Raw genomic sequence first — 1,495 nt, forward strand, 5'->3', positions numbered from 1 at the left:
GGAAAAGCAATGAGCAATGCAATGGAAGTCCTCACTCCCGAACTTGCAAAGAACAAGGTAGAAGGAGAAGAAACAGGACTTGCAATCACTTTTGTTGCAGAAGGAGATATTCACGACATCGGTCACAGGCTTGTTACCACCATGCTCGGCGCAAATGGGTTCCAGATTCTTGACCTTGGAGTTGACGTCCTCAACGAAACCGTTGTAGAAGAAGCCGCCAAGCACAAGGGAGAAAAGGTTCTTCTGGTTGGTTCAGCTCTCATGACCACCTCCATGCTCGGCCAGAAAGACCTTATGGACAGGCTCAAGGAAGAAAACCTCAGGGACAGCGTAAAGTGCATGTTCGGAGGAGCCCCGGTATCCGCTAAATGGATCGAGGAAATCGGAGCGGATGCAACTGCAGAAAACGCTGCAGAAGCTTCAAAAGTGGCACTCGAAGTTATGAAATAATCCTGGGAGGCAAAAGACGATGACATTTAGAAAATCATTTGACTGCTATGACTTCTACGACAGGGCAAAAGTAGGAGAAAAGTGCACCCAGGATGACTGGGACCTTATGAAAATCCCAATGAAGGCAATGGAGCTCAAGCAGAAGTACGGGCTTGACTTCAAGGGAGAGTTTGTTCCTACTGACAAGGACATGATGGGAAAACTCTTCAAGGCAGGATTCGAGATGCTCCTTGACTGCGGTATCTACTGTACCGACACTCACAGGATCGTAAAGTACACTGAAGATGAAATCTGGGATGCGATCAACAACGTCCAGAGAGAGTTCACCCTGGGTACAGGCAGAGAGGCAGTAAACGTAAGGAAGAGAAGTGTCGGGGACAAGAGAAAGCCCATCGTCCAGGGCGGTCCTACAGGTTCTCCGATTTCAGAAGATATGTTTATGCCTGTTCATATGAGCTATGCTCTGGAAAAAGAAGTCGACACGATTGTAGACGGGGTCATGACCTCTGTCCGTGGGAAACCCCCTATTCCCGGCAGTCCCTATGAAGTACTGGCAGCAAAGACGGAAGCCCGCCTGATTAAGCAGGCATGCGCAATGGCAGGCCGCCCGGGAATGGGCATATAGGGCCCGGAGACTTCCCTGTCGGCTCAGGGAAATATATCTGCTGACTGCTATACAGGCATGGCCAGCACGGATAGCCACGAAGTATCACAGTTAAATGAGCTCAAGATAGACCTTGATGCAATCGCAGTTATTGCCCATTACAAAGGAAACAGCGATATCATTATGGATGAGCAGATGCCGATTTTCGGAGGATACGCCGGAGGAATTGAGGAAACCACAATTGTTGATATTGCAACCCACATCAACTCAGTTGTCATGAGCAGCGCAAGCTGGCACCTTGATGGACCTGTCCACATTCGCTGGGGATCAACCAACACCAGGGAAACTCTAATAATTGCAGGCTGGGCATGTGCAACAATTTCAGAGTTCACAGACATTCTCTCAGGGAACCAGTACTACCCATGTGCGGGCCCGTGCACG

1 protein-coding gene and 1 pseudogene are annotated in these 1,495 nt (G+C 49.4%); both read left to right on the top strand.

Features of this window, described 5'->3' with window-relative positions; genetic code table 11:
• Window positions 1-450 (top strand): cobalamin-dependent protein (locus RG963_RS16440; protein ID WP_310577353.1); only part of this gene is annotated, 450 nt, incomplete at its 5' end.
• 19 nt (window positions 451-469) lie between these two features.
• Window positions 470-1,495: pseudogene (locus tag RG963_RS16445) on the top strand (monomethylamine:corrinoid methyltransferase); the annotation flags it as partial.

It is taken from the genome of Methanosarcina baikalica (assembly GCF_031461075.1).
Taxonomy (GTDB): domain Archaea; phylum Halobacteriota; class Methanosarcinia; order Methanosarcinales; family Methanosarcinaceae; genus Methanosarcina; species Methanosarcina baikalica.